This is a genomic window from Bacillus sp. FSL H8-0545, assembly GCF_038006105.1.
Classification (GTDB): Bacteria; Bacillota; Bacilli; order Bacillales; family Bacillaceae_G; genus Bacillus_A; species Bacillus_A cereus_U.
On record NZ_JBBOUO010000001.1, the window covers coordinates 3519289 to 3536787 of the forward strand.

Genomic DNA, 17499 nt, shown 5'->3' on the forward strand with positions numbered 1-17499 from the left:
GGGCCCTGCTTTGCAGGGTTTTTTTATTTGTCTACTTTTCATTTAAAAAGTGAGGTGGTACAGTAAAAGAAAGAGGAGGAAAAAATATGATTCAACGCTTTATAGAACTCGGAGAAGGCTACTCTGACTTATATGAATTACTTGAAATTGCCAAAACAAACCCAGAACGTGTAACACATATGTTACAATTCGAAACTGTAAAAAACGAAAAAAAAATGTGTTCACTTGTTGTAATACTAAAACCGACAACTACTGGTGATTTCCAACCATTATACATATGTCGTGAAGGCATTCCTTTACTTGAAAATAAAAAAAGTAAACGTGTCGTTTTATTTGAAGAAATGGCGGAACAAATAGGGAAAAAAGTTACTCCCTTTACTGTAAAACCATCAACAACTTTCCCTGAAAAAGAACTATTTTTTAATCATCTAATTGGTATTTTACGAATGAACAATTTCATTCCTCCAATGAAATAACACGTTATTTCAAATAAAAAAATCCCCTGCTAAATTTAGCAGGGGATTTTTTCACTTAGCTATAATCGTATTCTTTTGCCCGATCAGGACGCGAATTTTCGAATTCTGTTTTTAAAAATGGGCGATACGACTGTTCTACTTTTTTCACAAAAGGAAGTTTATTCAATTTTTGCATCATATGCTCAATTTGTTCCATATCACAATATACAACGGCATATTTCAAACGTTTTGATATGTAATGAATGTTACCATATTTCCTTAAAATCTTGGCATGTTTCAATGAATGTAAATAAACAATCATACTTTGTCGTTGCCCGAACATAATCTTCTCCATCTTCTCCTTTTAAAAACTTATATTCTTATATTTTATGAAAACCAATCAAAAATTTATGACATTAAAGGACAAACTCTGTATACGTTTTCTTCTATATTCTAAAAAACAGGGTAAATTACCCCGTTTTTTTACAACCACAACCGCCTCCGGTACCACAACCACCGCCACAGCCACCCGCATCAAAAAACGGATTTCCTGTTGGGACTTTAACGGAAGATGACACCTCAGAACCTATTGCTACACTAACTTCATCTAATAACTTTTGTAAAGCAGTTTCTGCTCTTTTAAAGGCTGCAACCTTATCATGCATATCTACAGAACGCTTTAATTCCCTCATTTTCGTTGAAACGAAAGTATAATCAGGATGATATTTACCAAAACGTTGCACTTCTTCGTATCGCTCTTTCATCACTGTAAATTGCTGAATTAGCGTCTGGACCTCTATATCTTCTTGTAAATCCTTATAATACTTACGATAATCTTCTGCTATATCTGAACAGATAATCGCTTTTGCAAGCTGCTCTGCCTTATCTAAAATCAATACGCTTTCCAGCGTCGCTACAATCATGAGAGACACCTCCGAGTATTCATCATAACACATTTGGAACAGAACTACTAATTGAAGTGTCTCACCTAAAAGAAAGATATGATACTAACTACTTTTCATACCATCCCCTTGCACTCTTATACACTAATATGCTCCGCAATATTATATTTAAGAACATCCCATTTCCCGCTATTCTCTTTCACGTAGCTAATACATGCGTTTTTTAACGGCGTTTTAAATGTAATTTCATCTGGTGCAATTGCGTGTAAAATAGCTTTTATTGCATGTGAATGCGCAACAATGATAATACGTTTATCTCCATGTGCTGCTGCAACCTCCTGTAAAGCCGTAAAACAGCGCTCTACAATTTCTTTATCCTGCTCCATTCCTTCTACATTACCTTCTGCAATTAACTCTCTAACGGCCGCAACTGGTTTCCCAGAAGCTTCCCCAAAATTTCGTTCCATAAATCGCTCATCTAATAAAATAGATGGTAATCCAATAGCCCCAGCAATTTCCTTAGCTGTTTCTTGCGCTCTAATTAACGGACTACTTATAATTATATCCCACGATTCCGCTTGCAAGGCAGCTGCACTTTGACTCGCTTGCTTCTTCCCAACTTCGTTAAGTGGAATATCTTCGCGCCCTTGAATAATCTCTTGAAAGTTCCAATCAGTTTGTCCATGTCGTACTAAACAAATTTCCGTCATGCTGCAACTCCTTTTTTAAATAATGCGATTCTATTGTAACAAAAGTTTTGCATAACGGACATAGTTTTCCCTTCCAATTACGTCGTATTTTGCTGCTTCATATACTGGAACATATCAATCATAATTGAAGCAACCGCCAATTGATTTTGAAATTTTTCCACTTTATCTGGTATCGTTTTTTTGAAATGCTGCATGGCAGCTAACTCAAAAGCTTCTTTTTCTTCTGGGTTACGCGTCAATTTCCGGTACCAGTATGGCTGTTCCCGAATATAGCGAGCTAAATCCTCATCAGCTTTTATAAACTCCATAAGCTCTGCTCTCATCCTCTTTCCCCCTAATCCTTTTGAAAGAAAAAAGGATTATTTTCAGAAGTACTTTGTTCTTGCTGCGCACGGTTCCCTTGAAATTGTTGGATAACTTGTTGCACGCTACCAATCGCACTCGTTACATTTGCTAAATGATGTTGCATTTGTTCTACGTCTAACTTTTTAAAGAAAGAAAGCATTTGCCCCATCACATCAGCAGTTTTTTCCTCTTCTGTTCGACTTTCTTTTTCTTCTTTATTTTCTTTTACCGAAGAAAAAGCAGGTGCTCCATCAGGTCTATACGCTGTCCATATTTGATCTTTTTCACCAAGTAAGTACCATTCTTCATAAAATTGCTGCCAAGTTTTTTGACCACTTCTAACCTCATGAACCATTTTAGGGTGATGGTTTACAAACTCTTTAAACTGTTGAACCGATGGATGTAACGGCCCTTTTGTTGTTGGCATAATCCTCACCTCTTCATGTATATCTACTATATTGTAAGAAAAAAAAGGCACATGGTTCGCCTATTTTTAGACGATTCATGCACCTTTTTATCTCCCTATTTGTGGACAGTAAGACTCCCACTGATTAAAGTTTCATTTTATTTTCGGATAAAGTTTTGAGTATAAAATTTATCATATACCCCAACACCTAATCCAGTAAATTGTTCATTTAATACATTCTTTCTGTGACCCTCACTATTTAACCAACCTTGTACCGCCGCAATTCCATCACTATGTTGCGCCGCTATATTCTCACCAGCAAGTTGAAAAGCCACTTGCCCACGTTGCAAACGATCTCCTAACGTACCAAAAGTAGGTGAATCGTGTGAAAAATAATTATTATCCTTCATATCTTTACTATGGCCAAATGCAACATCTGCAGCTTGTTGGTCCCATGTTAACAACGGTAATTGATGACGACTTCGAATAACATTTGTTAAATCGAGAATTTGTTGCATATTCCCATTTTCAACTTGCTTCATTTTTTCTGGCGTCAGCGGCTGTTCCGCTATTAATTCACCTGAATAAACAAGTTGATATGGTCTTTGTCGTAATAACGTTTCATCATCCATATAACGAAGACCAACAAGCTCATGTGTAAAGTGATCAAAGTATAATTGTGCCCATCCATCTTCTACAGGTACTAGCGGTTGTTCCATTACTTCCGTATCAGATAACTCAAATTGATAACTATTCTTTCCTCTTTTTAATGAAATCTCATGTGAAAGTGGATTCTTTTTATATACCTCTTCATACTTTTCATTTATATAATAGGGAGCCACCTTAACTTGCTCACCAGCAACATACGCCGTTACAACTTTACGTTCAGCAACTCCAAATTGAACATACTGAGCTAAATCTTGGTTATACACCCACCATTCATATCCATAAGCAGACGGCTCTATTCGAGACGGTTCGCCCCACTTCGCTAATAAATTCTCAGAGTCCCCACCAATCATACTTAAAACAGTATCTGTGGATTCTTCATTTACTTGCTTCTTCTTTTTCACAATTTTATTTTCTTGCTTAGAGTGAGATGGGGTTAATATATATTGTGATACGAGTAACTTCCCGTATAAATCAACAGCTAAAATTAAAAATGTAATCATTACGATACGCAATAATTTCTTCAAACGATATACCTCCTGAACAAAGCATAAAATCGAGATATACACAAATCCTTTTCTTTCCTTTTTTGTGTGTACCGTACTCTTTTCACTATATCATATTTTCACGAAAAAAGTCTGGAATATCCCTTTTCTCGCAATATGAATTGCACTTTCTTATTATTCATACTATTATAAAAATAATGCACTAACATTAAAAGAAGGAGGTATTCTATGCAATTTACAAATACAAACTTTAATGATGCAGTCGTTGATTTAACTCTTTTAACTGAGATTATGGAAAACAATCATTTTGTACTTGCTGGACAATGGGATTACGAACGCGTTACATATGATTATAAATTTGAAATATTAAAGGATATTTATTATTTACGTGTACAAGGATTTGCTGTTGAAGGTGACATCGGCGGCAGACACGCTCAAGTAAAACTATTGCCACCCTTATTAGGAAAACATTATTATCCTCATGGCGTTGAATATGGAGATGATGAGATTTTCCCAACGAATGTACTTCAAAAAAGCGAACAACTCCTACAAAATATTGAAAAAGAGTTGAAAGAATTTCAAATTATTGAATAACAAAAAAACTAGCGCATTAACACGATGCGCTAGTTTTTATTTCGTCTGCAAATAAGGAGGTAACTCTTGCAGCTGCTCTTTATCCTTTTCACGCTCTCTACGTGCCCAGTTAAAGAACACATAACCGATAATCGTACCGTACACTATTTCCTGGACAATTTTCATAATGATACCACCTGTTTGCTGGTCTTGTACTACCGGCATCCAATGTAAAAATTCTGGTCCAGTTATATTTAAATCTGATAAAGTACCCGCCGGTACACAGAGTTCCATTGCCTTCATCCAAGCGGCCGGATCTGTATATGTTGCAAATAATGGTGCAGTCGCAAAAATTATTAACGCACAAGCTGGCGTTAATAACATACCATTAGCAAACATATAACCAAGCTTCTTAATATCACTTAAAGTTTGATATTCTGGCAGCGGATTTAACATCGGCCACCACATCATCATTGCTGCAAAAAACAATATAGCAAGGCAAATCGGATGCGCTATTTGACTTTGTTTTACTGCATCAAAAACAATTGGCAAATGATAAAAGGAAAACAGGCCATTAAATACAAACAACGCAATAAGCGGCTTAGCAAAAAACTTTATCACAATTTGAATGAACTTAAAAGAAGTAATATAACGATATAACCAAACTGGTATACCAAGCAGTAATAACGGCGGCACCGCAATATACATTACTGCCATCTCAAACATATGTGCACTAAATATAATATGACCAATTAAATCAATAGGTCCTCCCTTTACAAAATACAAAAGAACAATCCCGGTCGTAAAATAAAAAATTTGCTTCTTACTTACCTTCGTCGCATTTTCAAATCGCGTTCTATATGGTCCAATAATTAAAAAATAACTAATAAGAATCGAGATCATAAATAATAAAAAAATTGGACTCCATAAAGCTTGAAAACCAAATACCCATAAGTTTTCCATTTCCACACCTACCTTTTCAAAATCCTTATATTTCATATAAAAAGAGGGCTATGATAAATCAGAGCCCCCTACTATCACTGTTTAAATCCACACAATTGTCATAAAGGCTAATATTGTTAATAAACCAATTAACAATCCAGAGTACAAGAAGAAACTCGCCGCTTCATGCCCTTTATGACTCATATGCATGAAATAATATAACTGAAATATAACTTGAATGACTGCTAACAATAATATAAATGGAACCGAAAAAATCGGGCTAAATGTTTTCGGATATGCCACCGCTGCAAATGCAACTAATGTTAAAAAAATCATTAGTGAAAATGTAACAACTTGGTGCTTCATTTCCTCTGCACTTTTTCTCTTCCGATAAACAAGATCCACCTTAGGATTATTCGTTTGCTTAACCGCCATTGTTTATCCCACCATTCCCATCAAATATACTACAGTGAAAATAAACACCCAAACTACGTCAATAAAGTGCCAATAAATTGATGCAACATAAAACTTTGGTGCGTTGTATAAATTTAAACCTCTCTTCGCGTTTCTAAAGATTAATGTTAAAATCCAACATAATCCAAACAACACGTGGAGCCCGTGTGTACCAACAAGAGCATAAAATGCAGAACCAAATGCACTACTTCTCATAGTATGCTTAAATTCATGCGTATAATGATAAAACTCATATATTTCAAACCCCAAAAATCCTAAGCCAAGCAACACTGTTACAAGTAACCAAAGTTGCATTTTCTTAAAGTTGAAATTTTTCATATGATACATTGCGTATACACTCGTTAAACTACTTGTTAACAACAGCATCGTCATAATGAAAACGAGCGGCATTTGAAACATCTCTTGAGATGTTGGTCCACCATTTGTAGAGTTCTTTAATGCTAAATATGTGCCAAATAAGGAAGCGAACAACACTGTTTCGCCTCCAAGAAATAACCAAAAACCAACAAACTTATTTTTTCCCTCAAGGGTTGCTTTTTCAGGCTCTGCTGGAAATGTTTCATTCGTTAATTTCTCATCTACATGCATTACGCCTTGCCCCCCTTATCATCTAAATCTTCCTTATGAATATGATATCCATGATCATCAATTACTGAACGAAGGAACATTGTACCAAATGTAATGATTAAACCGATAATTGCTACTAATAACCAAAATTTATCTTTGCCACCCTGCATATACATCGCACCAAAAGCAGCTATAAATAAACCTAGAGAAATAATAAATGGTGAAAATGAAGAATTTGGCATATGAATATCACCGACCGGTTCCGCTGCTGTCATCTCTTTATTACCCTCACGTTTTTCAATCCAAAACGGATCTAATCCGCGAACAAATGGTAACTGTTTGAAATTATATTCCGGTGTAGGTGCTGGCATTGTCCACTCTAACGTACGCGCATCCCATGGATCACGACCAGCCTTCTCTTTTGATACCGTTGTTTTTATTACATTGAATAAAAGAACAATCGTTCCAAGAGCCATAAACACTGCCCCAATAGAACTAATCATATTCCCCATTTCCAATCCTTGCCCCTCTAGATATGTGTAGTAACGACGCGGCATACCGATTAGACCCAGGAAATGCTGAATAAAGAACGTTAAATGGAAACCGATAAAGAATAACCAAAATGTTATCTTTCCTAACGTTTCATTTAATACTTTATTAAACATAAGTGGCCAATAATAATGCGCACCTGCAAGTAAACCAAATACAACACCGCCAACAATTACATAATGAAAGTGTGCTACTACGAAATAATTATCATGAAACTGATAATCAGCTGGTGCAGAAGCAAGCATAACGCCCGTAACTCCACCCATAACGAAGGATGGAATAAAAGCTACCGCCCACATCATTGGTGTTGTAAACCTAATACTTCCACCCCACATTGTAAAGAGCCAGTTAAATATTTTAATACCCGTCGGAACTGCAATCGCCATTGTTGCAACTGAGAAGATAGCATTTGCAACAGGCCCAAGACCAACAGTGAACATATGATGCGCCCATACCATAAATCCTAAAAACCCTATTAATACTGTCGCGAACACCATCGAGGAATAACCGAATAATCGTTTTTTCGAAAATGTGGCGAAGATTTCTGAGAATATTCCGAAAGCTGGGAGTATAAGAATGTATACTTCCGGATGACCGAAGATCCAGAATAAATGCTCCCATATAATCGTGTTCCCACCTAGTGCCGGATTAAAGAAACTTGTGCCAAATAAACGATCTAACATTAAAAGTCCTAATCCTACAGTTAATGGTGGAAATGCAAATAAAATAAGTGAAGACGTTACAAATGTTGTCCATGTAAACATCGGCATGCGCATGTAAGTCATCCCTGGCGCGCGCATATTAATAATTGTAACAAGGAAGTTAATACCTCCAATTAATGTACCAATACCTGATATTTGCAAGCCGAGTACATAAAAATCAACACCATGTCCTTTAGAGGCTAAAGCTAAAGATGCATACGATGTCCACCCTGCATCAGGCGCTCCTCCTAAAAACCAACTTAAATTTAAAAATAATCCACCAAAGAAAAATAACCAAAATCCGAGCGAATTCAAAAACGGGAACGCCACATCACGTGCTCCAATTTGAAGTGGTACAGCGGCGTTCATAAATGCAAACACGAGTGGCATAGCTGCGAGGAAAATCATTGTTGTACCGTGCATCGTTAATACTTGATTATAAGCATCCCCAACAAGAAAAGCATTGTTAGGAATCGCTAACTGCAGGCGAATAAATAGTGCTTCTATTCCACCTATTACAAAAAACAATCCACCTGCAATTAAATAGAGAATGGCAATCTTTTTATGGTCTACTGTCGTTAAATAATCCCATATGACAGCACCCATCCCCTGTTTTTTTGCTACAGAACTCACGTTTTCAACCTCCCCTTCGCAAATGATCCCTCTTTACTTTTCAATCTTTAACGTTTGTAAATATGCATTTAATGCATTAATTTGATCATCCGTTAAGTTGCCATATTTACCAGTCATTTTATTACCTGGTTTCATATTTTCAGGATCTTTGAGCCATTTTTTTAAGTTCTCTTCATTATTTTCGGCAATACCAGCAACCATATCGCGATCTGCAAAGTTTGCTAAGTTCGGTGCGATACGAGCAGAAGGTGGTCTACTATCATTTGATCCAACTGCATGACAACCAATACAGCTTTTATTAAATATTTCTTGACCTTCTTGCGCCTTTGTAGAAGCTACTTCTTTTTTCCCATCAATCTTCTTCATGTCAGCAAGCCATTTTTTGTACTCGCTTTCATCCAGAGCTTTCACTTTGAACTGCATTAAAGAATGTGATGGGCCACAAAATTCTGTGCAAAAACCATTATAAGTGCCCGATTTATCTGCCTTTAACCACATTTTGTTTACATTATCTGTATTTGTATCCATTTTCCCAGCTAAAGATGGAACCCAAAACGAATGTTTAATATCGGCACCCTTCAAATTCAAATACACTTTCTTACCTGTGGGGATAACTAAATCTTGAGAAGTTACTATTTTTTCTGATTTATAAGAAAATTCCCACCAATAAAGATTCGCTGTTACATCAACAACGATAGTATCTTTATCAATATTCTTTTTCTCCATCGCACTTACATCAGCAAGCTTGAATGTATATGTAACAGTCGGAACAGCCAAGATTAACAAAAGAATAATCGGAATAACTGTCCATATAATTTCTAGTTTGTGATTTCCTTCAACTTGCTCTGGAATATAATCTTCCTCACCCTTTTTTTGTCGGAAACGCACAATTACATATAAGAAAATAATAGTAACTACAAGTACTACTCCTACCATGATTGCACTCGCTAGCAAGAGCAAATCATATTGCATTTTTGCTACTTCCCCTTGCGGAATTAAAGTAGACTGAAAAGCTTTACCGCATCCCCCTAACAGTAAAGCCAGCAGTGAAACGAACGAAAGCAGTCGCCACTGTTTCTTCATACAAACAACCCCCACTTTCTTTGTGAATTAGATTGTACTTTATAGTTAAGTAAAGTAAATCTCAACGTAAAGAAATCCAATTATGTCGTTGTCTTAGAAGAATGTAACTACAATCATTGACACAAATAAGATTGTTAAGTAATTCAGGGAATAAACAAACATTTTTACGGACCACTTGATGTCATCTTGCTTACGGAAGCCATAAAACCCTAATGCGATCCATCCGATGTTAAGCAATGTTGCAATTACCATGAATGTTATTCCAAGCCCACTCATATAAAATGGTAGTGGTAATAAACATACTGTCCAAATCATAATCTGACGTTTCGTAATATCAAATCCCTGTACAACAGGAAGCATTGGGATTCCTGCATTTCGATATTCATCAACACGCTTCATCGCTAATGCGAGGAAATGTGGGATTTGCCAAATAAACATAATTAAAAATAACATCCAAGCAATTGGATGATTTAAAGACGGATCAATTGCCGCCCATCCAATTAAAGGTGGAACTGCTCCTGATATACTACCTACAACAGTATTTAACGTATATTTTCTCTTCGTCCATAACGTATATAAAACAACATACGTGAAGGCACCAATAAATGAGATTAACACTGCCATCGGTGTAGTAAGTAATAAAAATGCAAAGCCAAGAAGTAAAATTACAAGTCCAAATGCAAGTGCAAAGCCAGGTTTATATTTACCTGTTACCGTTGGACGGTTTTTTGTTCTTTCCATTAATGGATCGATATCTCGGTCAATGTAGTTATTTAAACAACATACCCCAGCCATAATTAATGCAGAACCAACGATTGTGAAAAATAGCTTATCTAGATTGTCCATAACACTCAATCCATTAAAATGTAAAGCCAACCAAAATCCTGTAAATACAGTAAGTGTATTTGAGTTTACAATCCCCATTTTAACGAGCGCTGATAAATCTTGTAACCGAGTTGTTTCCGGTACACTTGAAACAGCTGACTCATCATGCAGCTCACTTGTTGCATGGTTCATCACTTTAACCCCCTCTTAAACCTATCATCTTTCTAAGCACATATTTCATGTGAAATATTTCGCTTCTATACAGCAATATTATTACAGTAGAAATATTGTTAACCCATTCTACTACTAATCTACGCCCATACTCCAATATATTAAATCACATTTCCCGAACATTTTGTGAAGAAAACATGAACTTTTTGTGTCGAACATTAAAAAACTTTATTCCAATTTATCCTTATCATAACATGATGTTATCTTCTATAATAAACTATTTTGTCATATTTAGCATGTATTCTCCCCATTTCTTTTCAAAACAGCCTGAATTTCACCTAAAATATGTATTTAAAATCCCATTTTTTTCTTTATACTGCGTAGGTTGTCCTCGCCCTCCATTTCTTTGCTATTTTATTATTTTTTATATATCATAGGACTGTAGCACGTTTTATTCTATACATAATGGAATGAAAATATTTCGCAATAACTTCATAGCAGAAAGATGGTGAAAGAGATTGCAACGCTTTATTAAATGGTTAGCAGTCATTACAAGTCTCGATTTATTAGTAGTTTTACTAGGAGGCGCTTTAGTTACAAAAACAGGTTCAGGCCAAGGATGCGGCAAATCATGGCCACTTTGTAACGGTGAATGGTTTCCATCTAATTTATCAATGGAAACTATTATTGAGCTAAGTCACCGCTTAACATCGGGATCAGCAGGAATCCTTGTTACTCTTCTTTGTATCTTGTCCTGGAAATATTATAAACATGTGCGCGAAACAAAAACGTTAGCAATTTTATCCTTCGTATTTTTAGTTGCACAAGCATTAATGGGGGCGGCAGCAGTTGTTTGGGGACAAATGCCTGCAGTATTAGCTATTCACTTCGGTATTTCCTTAATTTCATTTGCTTCTGTCATCTTGTTAACGTGTCTTATTTTTGAAATTGATCAGAAATTTGATGCACGTTCACTTATTATGGACAAAAAAATGAAATTTCATATTTATGGTGTAACAATTTACAGTTATATTGTTGTCTACACAGGAGCTTTAGTACGTCACGAACGAGCTACCTTAGCCTGTCCAGACTTCCCTTTATGTAGTAAAAACAGACCTATGCCAACTCAACTACATGAGTGGGTCCAAATGGGGCATAGAGTTGCAGCTATGTTAATATTCGTTTGGATACTATACGCAATGTTTATAGCTATTCGTCATTACAAGCAGCAGCGTGTAGTATACTGGGGATGGATTATTTCATTTATCCTTGTTACACTTCAAGCTATAGTAGGGATTTTAGTCGTATTTACAAATGCTAGTTTAGCAATGGCATTATTACATTCACTCTTCATTTCTTGCCTGTTTGCTGTACTATGCTATTTAGTTATGATAGGTACAAGAAGTACAGTCAATGCAAAAGAAACTGAATCAACTTCTAAGCAAAGCAAAACAAAATAAAGTAAAACTTTAATACCTTGCCAATTCGGCAAGGTATTATTTACACACAAAAAAGAGCTGCTTTCGCACAGCTCTTTTTCTTTATTTTAATGATCTAATTCAATGAGTAAATCTCCCGTTTGAATTGCATCCCCATCATTTACATATACTTTTTTCACTTTACCACTGAATGGCGCTTGAACCGTCGTTTCCATTTTCATCGCTTCTGTAATTGCCATGGAATCACCTTTTTTCACTTCATCGCCTTCTTTTACAACTACTTTAATAGCAGTTCCCGGCATCGTTGCGCTAATATGATTTGGATTTTCACGATTCCCCTTCACACGCTGTGCAACAGTTGATTTCACGCTTTCATCTTTCACTACGATTTCACGCGGTTGTCCATTAAATTCCAAGTAAAGCACACGATTTCCATCTGGCTGCGGTTCTCCAATGGAAACTAGTTTAACCATCAATGTTTTACCTTGTTCGATTTCTACATCAATTTCTTCACCAAGTCTCATTCCATAGAAGAAAGTAGGTGTATCAAGCACAGATACATTTCCATAAAGTCCAACAACTTTTTCGTAGTCCATAAACACTTTTGGATACAATGCATATGCGACTACATCAAAAATTGTTACTTCGCGTCCAAGTTTGTGGAATAACTCTTCTTTTAAAGCGTCAAAATCTACTGGCTCTAATAATTCACCTGGTCTTACTGTCAACGGCTCTTTCCCTTTTAAAATAATATTTTGTAATTCTTTCGGGAAACCACCATATGGTTGACCTAAATCTCCAGAGAACATTTCAACAACAGATCCTGGGAAGTCCATAGAATCTCCACGCTCTAAAATATCTTGTTCTGTCAGATGGTTTTGAACCATAAATAATGCCATATCACCGACAACTTTAGATGATGGTGTTACTTTTACAATATCTCCAAACATATCATTAACACGACGGTACATCACTTTAACTTCATCAAAGCGATCTCCTAAACCAACCGCCTTCGCTTGTTGTTGAAGATTACTATATTGTCCACCTGGCATTTCGTGCATATATACCTCTGTGTGAGGAGCGTTCATACCACTTTCAAATGGTGCATAATATTTACGTACATCTTCCCAATAATGAGATAGTTTTTCTAATGAGTCTATATTAACATCTGGTTGTCTTGCGTTTCCGCCTAACGCATAGTATAGTGTATTCGCACTCGGTTGTGACGTTTGACCAGCCATAGAACTCACCGCTACATCGACAATATCAACGCCTGCTTCAATTGCCTTCGTATACGTTAAAATACCATTTCCGCTCGTATCATGTGTATGCAGGTGAATTGGAATCGACACCGTCTCTTTTAGTGCTGAAACTAAATCATATGCTGCGTTTGGCTTTAATAAGCCCGCCATATCTTTAATCCCTAAAATATGAGCTCCTGATGCTTCCAACTCTTTTGCTAAATTTTTATAATAATTTAAATCATATTTACTGCGTAACGGATCATGAATGTCTCCTGTGTAACACATTGTTGCTTCTGCAATTTTACCAGTATCTCGTACAGCATCAATTGCAACTCTCATACCTTCTACCCAGTTTAAGCTATCAAAAATACGGAACACATCAATTCCAGCTTGCGCGGAACATTCTACAAATTTTTGAATTAAATTATCTGGATAGTTTTTGTATCCAACTGCGTTTGAAGAACGAAGTAACATTTGGAATAAAACATTCGGCATTTTTTCACGAAGATCTAGTAATCGTTCCCACGGATCTTCTTTTAAGAAGCGATACGCAACATCAAACGTTGCACCGCCCCACATTTCCGCTGAGAATAAGTTTGGTAACATTCTCGCTGTCGGTTCTGCAATGTGATGTAAATCTTTTGTACGAATACGTGTTGCAAGTAATGACTGATGCCCATCACGGAATGTTGTATCCGTTAAAAGTACACGCTTTTGATCTTGTACCCACTTTACTAATCCATCCGCTCCACGTTCATCTAAAATTTGTTTCGTTCCATTTTGGATTGGCTCTGAGTGTAGTACATTCGGTATACGAGCATCCGGGAAAATTGGTTTCTCTTTTTTCCCTACTCCTGGGAAACCATTTACTGTTACTGTACCAATGTAATTTAACATTTTCGTTCCGCGGTCTTTACGTTTCGGGAACAAGAACAGTTCAGGTGACGCGTCAATAAACGAAGTATCATACTCTCCCGATAAGAAGTTTCTATGTTTTACTACATTCTCTAAGAATGGAATATTTGTTTTAATGCCACGAATACGGAATTCTTTTAAATTACGTTCCATTTTTGCAGCAGCTTGTTCAAAAGTAAGCGCCCAAGTTGTAACTTTTACAAGTAAAGAGTCATAGTACGGTGTAATAACTGCACCTTGGAAACTATTACCTGTGTCAAGACGCACACCAAAGCCACCGCCTGATCGATACGCCATAATCTTCCCTGTATCAGGCATAAAGTTATTAAGTGGGTCTTCTGTCGTTACACGAGATTGAATTGCATAACCATGCACAATAATCTCTTCTTGTTTCGGCACACTTACCATCTTGCTATGTAAAGCATGTCCATCTGCAATTAAAATTTGTGATTGAACAATATCGATTCCTGTAATCATTTCTGTAATTGTATGTTCTACTTGAACACGTGGGTTTACTTCAATAAAGTAAAATTCATCATCTTTCACTAGGAATTCAACTGTTCCAGCATTTAAATAATTTACATTTTTCGTTAACTTTACTGCAGCATCACAAATACGCTGGCGCAAATCATCTGAAAGCGACACGCTCGGTGCAATTTCAACTACTTTTTGATGGCGTCGTTGTACAGAGCAATCACGCTCATATAAATGTACAACATTACCTTCTTCATCTGCTAAAATTTGTACTTCTATATGTTTAGGTTTTTCAACGAATTTTTCAACGTACACTTCATCATTACCAAAGGCTGCTTTTGCTTCTGATTTCGCGCGATTATACGATTCTCTTAATTCTTCACTAGCACGTACAATACGCATACCGCGACCGCCGCCACCAAGGGATGCTTTAATAATAATCGGGTAATCATACTTTTCAGCAAATTCTTTAACTTCTTCTATTGAATCTACTGGACCATCACTACCAGGAATAATTGGAATTTGTGCTAGCTGCGCTTGTGTTCTTGCTTTAACTTTATCTCCAAACATGTCTAAATGCTTACTTTTTGGACCGATAAAGATAATCCCTTCTTCTTCACAACGTTTTGCAAATTGAATATTTTCTGACAAGAAACCATATCCAGGGTGGATTGCATCTACATGATTACTTTTCGCAATCTCAATAATGCCTTCAATATCTAGATAAGCATCAATTGGCTTTTTCCCTTCCCCAACTAAATAGGACTCATCGGCTTTATAGCGATGATAAGAACCGCTATCCTCTTTAGAATAGATCGCAACTGTGTTTAATCCAAGTTCTGAACATGCTCGGAACACACGAATTGCTATCTCTCCACGGTTAGCTACCAATACTTTTTGAATACGTTGCAGCTTTGTCATGATTTTCCCCCTCTATTTTCTTACCACTCTAGAGATAAAATACATACACACTCTAAAGAGCGTGAAGTTCTTCACTTTCTACATTATATTATACTTAGAAAGCTTCACTTTATTTTTATCCATCATACCTTATTTTTCAACAAATGATAAGTTTTCTGATCAATTTGTTTCACAAAAATAGTATAGCATACCTCTTCCTTTTCTAACAACACTATTGTATATCACATTCACTTAAATGTAATATACTTTTTATTTTAAAAGAATCAATATTATATCACATTTGAAACCTAACAAAATAAAAAACACATTGAACTCTAGAGCTCAATGTGTTTTTTATTTTACAACAACAAGATGTGGTCCACCTTGTTCTATTTCTTTAGTCATTTCATTTTGTTGTTTCTCTTGTCGTTTGACTTGACTAGCAATATTTAATAATATGCCCATTGCAAGTAGATTAGCTAATAAGGAACTCCCACCGTAACTAACAAACGGTAACGGTACCCCTGTAAGCGGTATTAACCCCGACATACCACCGACATTTATAAAAGTTTGAACTCCAAGCAAGCTTGCAATTCCGATAGCTATTAAACTTCCAAACGGATCTTTACACTTTTGTGCAATTCTAAATGAACGAATAATAATGAGTAACAAGCAAATCAAAATAACAGCTACACCAATAAAACCTAGCTCTTCAGATATAATTGCCATAATAAAATCTGTTTGCGGTTCTGGTAAGTAGCCATATTTTTGGACACTGTTCCCTAACCCTCTACCGTTTAGCTCTCCTGAAGCAATTCCAATAAATGAATTTATTAATTGGAATCCATCCTTTTGCGGATCGCTAAATGGATCAAGAAAAACTGAAAAACGTGCCTTTTGATATGGGCTTAATGCATAATTTCCGAGAAAATATAGTGCCGGAATCCACACTATAGAAGTTAAAACAATTCGTTTAATCCATAAGTTAATCCGGACTCCCGAACAAAGAAACATAATTCCTACCGTTCCCGCAATTAACAAATCGGTACCTAAGTCATTTTGAAGTAAAATTAATCCCATCGCTCCACCAACAACAGCTAGAGGAGGAATTATCCCTTGTACAAAAGCTGTTTGCGTTTCTTGTTTCTTAGCAAAAAAGTTTGCTAACGTAATAATAACCGTTATTTTCACAAACTCAGCTGGTTGTATACCTAATATCCATCCTTTTGCACCATTTACGTCCTTACCGAAAATCAAGGCTGCTGATAATAGACCAATACTCCCTATTCCCATTGCGATCAAAACTATTCGCTTTCTCCACAACTTATAAGGAATAGCAACGATAATCGCTAACATTATCGTTCCAATAGCTAAAGCAATTAATTGTTTTTTAAAAAAGTAATTTGCTGGCCAGTTATGCTTCGAAATCGCAACAATGGAACTAGAACTATATACCATTATTACTCCCAGCACACATAAGATAACAAGAGGAAGTAATAATGAATAATCCATCGATTTCCATACTTTTTTCATTTCATTTCCTCTTTCTGTTTCAATTTAATTATTGTTGTATTCCATATGTATATAGGTTCTTCCTTCTTTATTATACAAATAAAAAGCCCAAACTATTTCAGTTTGAGCCCCCTTATTTGAACCCGTTATTGTTGTTTGTTTGTAAATGCTTCATGAAGTGCAGACAACTCACGTTCGAGCTCTCCTAACATGGCTTTCCCTTGTTCTTCTGCAATAAGACCAAGGCGAACCGCAAAATCGACCTCGCGGGATAGTCCAAACATTTGTGTGTCTAATACTTCTTCATATAATGGACATTGCGGCATTGTAAGATTGTCCATTTGTACCTTAATAAGTCTTAAAATCTTCTCTGCATCCGCTTGTAGAAGGGCTAGTGCCTTTTCCTGATGATTTGATACTGTCTCAGACGCCAAATTGATTCCCTCCGTTTCCGTCCTACTCTCTCATATCTATTAATATTAGCGATAGTTTTAATAAATTGCAATA

General features: G+C 36.2%; 18 protein-coding genes. 3 read left to right on the top strand and 15 right to left on the bottom strand.

From position 1 onward, the window contains the following. Positions 1-86: 86 nt before the first annotated feature. Positions 87-476, top strand: coding sequence for a DUF7147 family protein (locus tag MHI07_RS18315; RefSeq protein ID WP_002199503.1), 390 nt, complete (start codon positions 87-89; stop codon positions 474-476). 55 nt (positions 477-531) lie between these two features. On the opposite strand, the gene MHI07_RS18320 is transcribed toward MHI07_RS18315, so the two are convergent. The 6 genes from MHI07_RS18320 to MHI07_RS18345 form a co-directional block, all read right to left on the bottom strand. Continuing rightward, complete coding sequence (locus tag MHI07_RS18320) at positions 532-798, bottom strand: YlbG family protein (RefSeq protein WP_002088292.1); 267 nt, start codon at positions 796-798, stop codon at positions 532-534. 127 nt (positions 799-925) lie between these two features. After that, the gene (locus tag MHI07_RS18325; RefSeq protein WP_002111468.1) at positions 926-1378 is read right to left on the bottom strand and encodes a YlbF family regulator; all 453 of its coding nucleotides are present in this window, start codon (positions 1376-1378) and stop codon (positions 926-928) included. A gap of 116 nt (positions 1379-1494) precedes the next feature. Then, positions 1495-2067, bottom strand: a complete 573-nt coding sequence (locus MHI07_RS18330) for a histidine phosphatase family protein (RefSeq protein ID WP_215579490.1) — start codon at positions 2065-2067, stop codon at positions 1495-1497. Positions 2068-2144: 77 nt separating this feature from the next. After that, on the bottom strand, positions 2145-2390 hold the full coding sequence (locus MHI07_RS18335; RefSeq protein ID WP_002014770.1) for a YlbE-like family protein: 246 nt from the start codon (positions 2388-2390) through the stop codon (positions 2145-2147). Positions 2391-2401: 11 nt separating this feature from the next. After that, the gene (locus MHI07_RS18340) at positions 2402-2839 is read right to left on the bottom strand and encodes a YlbD family protein (protein ID WP_340825554.1); all 438 of its coding nucleotides are present in this window, start codon (positions 2837-2839) and stop codon (positions 2402-2404) included. A gap of 137 nt (positions 2840-2976) precedes the next feature. Further along, entirely contained in the window at positions 2977-4011 is a 1035-nt protein-coding gene (locus MHI07_RS18345; protein WP_215579494.1) for a CAP domain-containing protein, read from the bottom strand. A gap of 207 nt (positions 4012-4218) precedes the next feature. Here MHI07_RS18345 and MHI07_RS18350 point away from each other — a divergent pair, with 207 nt between their 5' ends. Beyond that, the gene (locus tag MHI07_RS18350; RefSeq protein ID WP_002066906.1) at positions 4219-4584 is read left to right on the top strand and encodes a YugN family protein; all 366 of its coding nucleotides are present in this window, start codon (positions 4219-4221) and stop codon (positions 4582-4584) included. Positions 4585-4620: 36 nt separating this feature from the next. On the opposite strand, the gene ctaG is transcribed toward MHI07_RS18350, so the two are convergent. The 6 genes from ctaG to ctaB all read right to left on the bottom strand — a co-directional run bounded on the left by ctaG (position 4621) and on the right by ctaB (position 10529). Continuing rightward, positions 4621-5526, bottom strand: a complete 906-nt coding sequence (gene ctaG, locus MHI07_RS18355) for a cytochrome c oxidase assembly factor CtaG (RefSeq protein ID WP_002160689.1) — start codon at positions 5524-5526, stop codon at positions 4621-4623. An 81-nt stretch (positions 5527-5607) separates the two neighbouring features. Beyond that, positions 5608-5940 carry a cytochrome c oxidase subunit IVB gene (ctaF, locus tag MHI07_RS18360; protein WP_002014776.1) on the bottom strand — a complete coding sequence of 111 codons (333 nt, stop codon included), beginning with the start codon at positions 5938-5940 and terminating at the stop codon, positions 5608-5610. A 3-nt stretch (positions 5941-5943) separates the two neighbouring features. Then, on the bottom strand, positions 5944-6567 hold the full coding sequence (gene ctaE, locus MHI07_RS18365) for a cytochrome c oxidase subunit III (protein ID WP_000557861.1): 624 nt from the start codon (positions 6565-6567) through the stop codon (positions 5944-5946). After that, positions 6567-8402 carry a cytochrome c oxidase subunit I gene (gene ctaD, locus MHI07_RS18370; RefSeq protein ID WP_171903074.1) on the bottom strand — a complete coding sequence of 612 codons (1836 nt, stop codon included), beginning with the start codon at positions 8400-8402 and terminating at the stop codon, positions 6567-6569. The genes ctaE and ctaD overlap by 1 nt, the downstream gene beginning before the upstream one ends. A 60-nt stretch (positions 8403-8462) precedes the next feature. Next, on the bottom strand, positions 8463-9512 hold the full coding sequence (coxB, locus tag MHI07_RS18375; RefSeq protein WP_002088304.1) for a cytochrome c oxidase subunit II: 1050 nt from the start codon (positions 9510-9512) through the stop codon (positions 8463-8465). A gap of 93 nt (positions 9513-9605) precedes the next feature. Next, positions 9606-10529 carry a protoheme IX farnesyltransferase gene (ctaB, locus tag MHI07_RS18380; protein ID WP_002111479.1) on the bottom strand — a complete coding sequence of 308 codons (924 nt, stop codon included), beginning with the start codon at positions 10527-10529 and terminating at the stop codon, positions 9606-9608. Between the two features lie 497 nt (positions 10530-11026). On the opposite strand from ctaB, the gene ctaA reads away from it, so the two are divergent. Further along, positions 11027-11968 carry a heme A synthase gene (ctaA, locus tag MHI07_RS18385; RefSeq protein ID WP_215579495.1) on the top strand — a complete coding sequence of 314 codons (942 nt, stop codon included), beginning with the start codon at positions 11027-11029 and terminating at the stop codon, positions 11966-11968. 86 nt (positions 11969-12054) lie between these two features. On the opposite strand, the gene pyc is transcribed toward ctaA, so the two are convergent. The 3 genes from pyc to MHI07_RS18400 all read right to left on the bottom strand — a co-directional run bounded on the left by pyc (position 12055) and on the right by MHI07_RS18400 (position 17426). Further along, positions 12055-15501, bottom strand: coding sequence for a pyruvate carboxylase (gene pyc, locus MHI07_RS18390; RefSeq protein ID WP_215579496.1), 3447 nt, complete (start codon positions 15499-15501; stop codon positions 12055-12057). Positions 15502-15834: 333 nt separating this feature from the next. Next, the gene (ftsW, locus tag MHI07_RS18395) at positions 15835-17013 is read right to left on the bottom strand and encodes a putative lipid II flippase FtsW (RefSeq protein ID WP_078181627.1); all 1179 of its coding nucleotides are present in this window, start codon (positions 17011-17013) and stop codon (positions 15835-15837) included. 125 nt (positions 17014-17138) lie between these two features. After that, a complete protein-coding gene (locus MHI07_RS18400; protein ID WP_000135698.1) occupies positions 17139-17426 on the bottom strand; it encodes a YlaN family protein in 288 nt (95 codons plus the stop codon). Between the last annotated feature and the right edge of the window lie 73 nt (positions 17427-17499).